At 55.5% G+C, this 6,906-nt stretch carries 3 protein-coding genes and 1 pseudogene; 3 read left to right on the top strand and 1 reads right to left on the bottom strand.

What is annotated here, in order from left to right; all coding sequences use genetic code 11:
- Positions 1–703: pseudogene (locus LK10_RS12830) on the bottom strand (hypothetical protein); the annotation flags it as partial.
- Between the two features lie 400 nt (positions 704–1,103).
- Here LK10_RS12830 and LK10_RS12825 point away from each other — a divergent pair.
- The 3 genes from LK10_RS12825 (at position 1,104) to LK10_RS12815 (ending at position 6,819) form a co-directional block, all read left to right on the top strand.
- Positions 1,104–1,718: a hypothetical protein gene (locus LK10_RS12825; protein WP_197061934.1), complete on the top strand. Its 615-nt coding sequence runs from the start codon at positions 1,104–1,106 to the stop codon at positions 1,716–1,718.
- A 615-nt stretch (positions 1,719–2,333) separates the two neighbouring features.
- The gene (locus tag LK10_RS12820; RefSeq protein WP_052207303.1) at positions 2,334–4,316 is read left to right on the top strand and encodes a DNA methyltransferase; all 1,983 of its coding nucleotides are present in this window, start codon (positions 2,334–2,336) and stop codon (positions 4,314–4,316) included.
- Positions 4,264–6,819: a DEAD/DEAH box helicase gene (locus LK10_RS12815; RefSeq protein WP_197061933.1), complete on the top strand. Its 2,556-nt coding sequence runs from the start codon at positions 4,264–4,266 to the stop codon at positions 6,817–6,819. Before LK10_RS12820 ends, LK10_RS12815 begins: the two co-directional genes overlap by 53 nt.
- The last annotated feature ends 87 nt before the right edge of the window (positions 6,820–6,906 follow it).

Below are 6,906 nucleotides of genomic sequence, written 5' to 3'. Positions count from 1 at the left end.
CCGTCAACCCCGCGCCTTGAACATCAGATGAGAAGCCAGTCAGCTTGGGAAAGACCTGTTGGCGCTCTTTCCCTTCTCTGATGCCCCGAGCGACCCGTCGAACGTCTGCCTCACTGATCTCAGCCGCATCGGGGTCTGCCAGTGCCTCCGTAGCGAGAAGCGATCTGATCCTCCCCATCGCTTCAGCCGAAGCCCTTCGACCGGGCTTAAGTAGTTCAGCGATACGCTCGAATTCACGATCCACCAGTAGATCCAAGCTCTGTGGGGGCTCTGAACTGATCGGGAGCACCCTGGAAGGCAGATGGTCCGCCAGACGCTCATCGAAAACGCGCCTTAGCAGGGTGTCGAATAGCGTGACCGCAGCACGGACGTTCAGGTAAAGGAGTCCCTCATCGACGACGACATGCCAGTGCTGTTCGGCGTCTCTGAGAGAGTCTAAGACTCGGATTGTCCCGGCTTCCTCATCGGTGAGCTGCACCCCATCGAGCTGCTGGCAGAGCCGTATAGCATTCTCCAGCGAGATCGACTTCTGGCTCTTCTTGTCAAAGACGCGGGCCTTCTTGAAGTCGAGTATGGCCTTCAGCAGCATCTCGAAGGAGTGCTGAACGCAAAGCAGGACAATGGTCACGCGCCCATCGCTGTCGAGGCCGTTGAAGGCGGTGATTCCAGTGCGTAAAGAAGCTAGGGCCTTCGTGCGCAGCACACGCACGTTGTAAGACTCGCGAGGCATGAATTCAGCCTAGTGCGGCTGATGACGGAACCCCTGGGTCGCCTGCCGCCGCTAGCCCCTCCGCCAACGCAACCGCAGCCGCAGCCGCAGCCGCAGCGAACTCCATCACGATGGCGCACCTTAGATCTGCGCGGGTGCTGGTCTTGCTCTCCTTGCGTGGCCTAACAGTTGAACCGACCAGGGTCCGTCGGAACAACCAGTCGAGCTCATCCTTATGCCTTGGCGGCCGTGTTGGCGGGCCGACCAGTAGCCGGGCAGTGGGGCGGCCAACACTGCTCCGGCCGGCGAGGCAGCCGACGACGTCACAGTCCGGTTCGCCGAATGGTCTGTGACCTTCATGCGTCCGCTCCGGGAAGCTGCTTAGGCTGACGACGTGAGCGAACCAGAACCCCGGCCGGACCGTGGGATTCCCGAGGATTTTGATCGTGCTTATAGGCATCTTGGCGTTGTGACATCGCTGGCCAACGCGATCGACCTTCGCCTTCTTCAGTGGGGTACGTGGATTGAGGATCCGGTCGACCCAGATTCACTTCGGCCGAAGTGGGCGAAGCGAAGCACCAGAGGCAAGCGAGTCGAGCTCAAGAAGCTCCTGCCGCCCATCTGGGCTCCCGGGCTCAAGCTCATCGATGGCGTTCGCCGTGCTTTTCTCTATCGGAACAGCATCGCCCACGCCAGCGTGCACTTTCACTTTGAGTCGCCGAATCCGAACCCGATTTGGATCTGGCGGGCGGTCAACAAGGACGGGAGCCCAAGGAGCGACTCGATCGAGTTCGAGGCCTTCGCTAAGTGGGAGCTGCGACTTTCAGCGCTAGAGCAGTGCCTTACCTGGCTCGTCTATCCCGGTATGCCGATGATTAGGGACGGGTATCTCGTACTCGAGCAGCTCGATCTCGCCACGCAACTCCTAGAGGTCGGCCGAAGCCCCGCTTTGGGCATCGACCATCCGCCGGACGAATGGCGAACAGCGGTTGCGTGGCTGTTGGCGTAGCCAAGAAGCCTCCATGGTCCCCGTCGGCGTGAAGGTTTCCTCAGCAATGGTTCCTTTGAGCGAACGGCCGATGGTACCTCCACGTTGCCCTCGACCACCCCGCATGGGGGACAACGCGTCTCAGCAATGAGTCTCACTTGAACGGTCACAGGTTCCGGGAACGAGGACGTTTGATGAGACGGACCGGTGGCGGGTGGAGGTCGATTCTGATGTGCGGCGGCTGAAGGGCCGTAAGCGGAGGGCAAGAAGGAGGACGCACTGGTGGACGTACCGGGCTGGCTGCTGCAGATGCACCGCCGGCAGCACGGTCTTTCAGCCGCGGGATCCCGTGAAGTGTTAGCCGACCTCAGTCAGGGCACCCACCCCCGCCCAAGCTGTCGCCGCAGCACCTCACAGCGCCCCCGGACACACTTACGACACGGCGACTCGCAGGCCCCAGCTGACGAAGAGGAGCCGGGAATGCAGCTGCGCATACGGAACACCAGGAAGAGCCAGCAACGGTACTCGCGGGAAGCATCTGCGACGCGGTCTTCCTTAATACCCCAGCACCACACGTCACGGTATCCGCCCCCGTAGACTCATGCTGACCGGAGAAGAGGAGTCAGTCGTTTCCCCATGGAACTAACACAGCAAGATCGGAAACTTATCGCTGACACCGTCCTGCGAGACGGCCGCCTGCCCTTGGAGATGCGCGACCTTCTGTTTCCAGAAGAGCGCCGGGAGGCGACTCTCGCCTTCTCAGGAAAGTCTCGAAAAGAAGACGTCATCGCCGACACCATGGCAGTACCGCTACAACCAATACGAACGTTCGGGAGCTCACGCTCTACAGCAGACGATTGGTCAAATTCTCTCATCTTCGGCGACAACCTGCAGGCACTGAAGACTCTCCTTCAACAAAAGCGTTCAGGCCATCTGCAAAACGAGCATGGCGACCCCGGAGTCCAACTTATCTACATCGATCCACCTTTTGCATCCAGCCGAGATTTTGGAGCGAAGAAGGGGGAAGTTGCGTATCAGGATAAAGTCATCGGCGCGGAGTTCCTCGAGTTCCTCAGGCGTCGCCTGATTCTGCTGCGGGAGCTTCTTTCTGAAACCGGATCGATCTTCGTCCACCTGGACTCCAAGAAAGGTCACTACGCCAAAGTTATCCTTGACGAAATTTTCGGCGAGGAAAATTTTCGAAACGAAATAGTCTGGCACTACTACAACAAGATGCAAGGCAACGTGAAACGATTCGCCTCTAATCACGATGTCATATTCTGGTATTCCAAGAGCTCAACCTATACGTTCAATCCGCAGCAAGAGGATCGGGAGACACCTGTCCGGCAGATCAAGCGCGTCTGGGACAAAGACGGGCAGAAGCTGGTGAATGCAAAGGGCGCCGACGGCAAGGTCTTGTACCAAGACTCGACCGTCAAGACGGTGGATGATGTTTGGCGCCTCTCAATGCTGCAGCCGGCCGATCGATCCCAGAACATGAGCTATCCGACGCAGAAGCCAGAAGCATTGGCGGCACGGATTATCGAGGCTGCATCTCGTCCCGGGGACATTGTGCTTGATGCCTTCGCCGGTTCGGGCACAGCGCTAGCCGTGGCTGAGAAGCTCGAACGCCGTTGGATCGGAATCGATTGCGGCAAACTCGCCATCTACACAATCCAGAAGCGCCTCCTCACGCTAAAGAAGCAGATTGGGAACAAAGGCAGACGTCTCCAGGCGAAGCCATTCACTCTCTATAATGCTGGGCTGTACGACTTCTCCGCCCTCAGAGCACTTCCATGGGCAGACTGGAGATTTTTCGGCCTCACACTGTTCGAGTGCCAGGATTCTCCCCATCAGGTCTCAGGGGTAAACTTTGATGGATATCGTCACGGGTCGGACGTGATCGTTTTTGACCACCTTCAGGCTGGCGGAGTCGTCCTGGACCGCGGGTACATTGAGGACCTGCATCGAAATCTCGGCGGCAGCGCGAGTGAGACAACTTTCGTGATAGCTCCCGCGGCGAGCGTGACCTTTTTTGAAGACTACATTGATATCGATGAGTCACGTTACTACATCCTTAGAATTCCCTACTCCATAATCAACGAACTCCACCGCCGCCCCTTCGCCGCCCTGAAGCAGCCTTTGTCGGAGGAGTCCGTGAATAGAACGATCGACTCGGTCGGATTCGATTTCATGAAGAAACCTCGCGTTTCGTGCACATATGAAATCGAGCAAACTGCAGCTGGGCGCATCTTCACCGTGCGGATTGACGAGTTCCGGAGCGAAGCTCTTGCAAAAGGCGTTGCTGCGACAATGAACCGCGAGACACTAGCCGCAGTTCTACTAGATTACAACTATCCGGAAACCGAGGGCGAGGCCGCTCCCCCCTTCGTCCTAGACCAAGTCTACTACGCTGCCGAACTTGCCGAAAGTGAATGGACTATTCGAGTCCCCGAGAAATCTCTCGGTTCTCGCATGATGCTCATATATCTCGATATCTATGGAAACGAGTATACGGAGCTCAAGCAAACGCTCGAGTGGCCGGGAGAATCCGATAATACTCGACATGGAAATTCGTCCACCACCACGTTGGAAGGGGAACCGAGTTCACATGCTTGATGCCCATCAAGTCGCAACCACGGACCTCGTCCTGAGGGTGAGCGAAGCAGTCAATCCAGAAACCATTGATATCGCCCGGTATAGCGATTTCATTGATGCGTTGTGCGGAGATCGCGACTATCAGAAGCGAGCTATTGAGACTGCAGTCAGATACGTGGCTGCTGGAGAGTACCAAACTCTAGATGAATTATTGGCCGAAAACTTCTCTACGAGAGCCTCGCTTGAAGAAGTGTATGGAGATCTCCCCACAATGCGATCCCGCGCGCTCTTCGTCGACAAACTGGCGGCCTCAATCGATCTCGCAACAGGAACTGGAAAGAGCTATGTGATCTATGCGGTGGCAACGATTCTCTTGGCCGAGGGAATTGTTGATCGGGTACTAGTCCTATGCCCGTCGCTCACAATCGAAGCGGGGCTACGTGAAAAGTTCCTCGAGTTGGCAGGGAGCGAACCTTTGAGGGCGATGATGCCGGCGGAGTCGCTTTTCGCTAGCCCGAGCATCGTAACGGGAAGTGAGACTATCCTTCCCGGCTGTCTCTGTGTTGAGAATTACCATGCAACGCTGGAGAAGTCTAGAACATCTCTTCGTCCGACGCTCTCTGGAAACGGTGCGAAGACCCTGGTGTTGAACGATGAGTGCCACCACCTCCGAAGTGGATCCTCTGACGTCAAACGCTGGACCGAATTCGTTGCATCGAAAGAGTTTGGCTTTCACTATGTTCTAGGATTTTCTGGAACCTGCTATCAGTCGGACGATTACTTCAGCGATGTCATCTATCGCTACTCACTCCGCCAAGCCATCGAGGACGGTTACGTCAAGACGGTTGATTATGTTGCTGAAGATTCATCATCCAATCGAGATGAGAAGTTTCAAAAGATCTATGATAACCATATATATAATCGCGACCAGAAATATCGTCTTGTAAAGCCCCTGACACTTATCATCACGAGAGATATCAGCGCGTGCAAGAGAGTCACGCGGGACTTGATCGAGTTCATTTCAAAGAAGGAGGGACTTCCCGAGGAGGAAGTTGGGCGCAAGGTGCTAGCCGTGACCTCGGACAGCGAACATCGTCTAAATCTCTTGCGTATTGCTTCGGTTGATTCTGCCCAGGATCCCGTTGAGTGGATTACTTCAGTGAGCATGCTCACCGAAGGCTGGGACGTCAAGAATGTGTTCCAAGTTGTACCGCACGAGGAACGTGCTTTCTCTAGCAAGCTTCTTATCGCTCAGGTCCTCGGGCGTGGCTTGCGGATCCCGTCCGAATACGCCAGCGCTCGGCCTGCCCTGACCGTCTTCAATCATGACTCTTGGTCTGCTCGTATCAAACATCTCGTCGAAGAGATTCTGGAAATTGACACGCGACTGATCTCTCAACCTATTGCGAAGACGCCAGACTACAATTTCGATATCGAAAATATCAACTACACACGCCGCCCTGAGACTGAAACCTTTGAGCAGGATCAAGAGTACGAGTTCTCCAAAGGCTGGATTTCCCTAGCTTCTCAAGTGCGAGAAATCGAACGAGAAACTGTGTATGAACGCATTCTGCGCGGTGATCATCGCACAAAAACCACACGAATTAGCTTTCAGCTGCATTCTCTTGAGGACGTCGTCGAGCACGTCCATTCAAAGTTCAAGGCCATCGACCTCGAGCAGGGTACCGGTTACAGTTCGACATATACAACGGATTGGATCAGGAAGCTTATCCGCGAATCCCTTAGACGAGTAGGCGAGACAGATGACGTTGTTAGCGAAGAGAACCGGCAGCGCATCCTAGCCTCATTCGGTGTAATTCACAGGTCTCAAGCAAAGGCTGTGCGATATGTCGCCGAAGCCCAGAACGTCTTCACGAGAAGAACAGACACCCGGCCGAAGGACAGCGTAAGTGTTGCAGCACTCAGGCGCGGTGAGGTAACAGTATTCTTCGACGAGAACTCAACGAGTTCCTCAGTCAGCGCCGCTGAGGCGCACAATGCTCAATCCGTGATTGACGATGATACACTTCCTCGCTCAGGCGTGGAGGAGGTGCCGAACAAGTACAATTTCAAGACTCCGCTGAGCTGCGTATTCGCTGACCACAAGCCCGAACGGCTGTTCGTGCGCAGTCTGATCAAACCTGAAAATGCCAGCGCAATTACGGGTTGGGTTAAGTCAACGGATCAGGGGTTCTATCCTATTGAGTACGCGTATCGCCGCGGGACAAAGTTAACTAGGTCGACGTTCAATCCGGATTTCTTCATTCTGGCGGGTGCACGGATATATTCCATTGAAATCAAGGAAGACAATGAAATTCAGGCGGCGTCGGCAGAAAATAGGGCGAAGGCGCGGGCTGCGATGGCCCACTTCGATCTGTTGAATGAGAAGTTGGGCACTCGCAAGTACGAGTTTCATTTTCTGACCCCCCAGGACTTCGACGCATTTTTCTTGTTCCTCCGCGAAGGGCGATCAGGATATGCCTCAGCCATGGATGCGGCCTTGATTGCACATGACGAAGGGTAGTTGTCGTTGGACCGCATTCGGTTTCGGAGTTCGTCTCCGTTTAGCCGGCTCTTGAACAGATTCGCCGGATGCACGCCCTGACCCCCC

Origin of the sequence: Sinomonas humi (genome assembly GCF_000802235.1) — a bacterium.
Lineage (GTDB): Bacteria > Actinomycetota > Actinomycetes > Actinomycetales > Micrococcaceae > Sinomonas > Sinomonas humi.
Note: the sequence above shows the minus strand (reverse complement) of the source record. Positions and strands in the feature narration are given on the sequence as shown.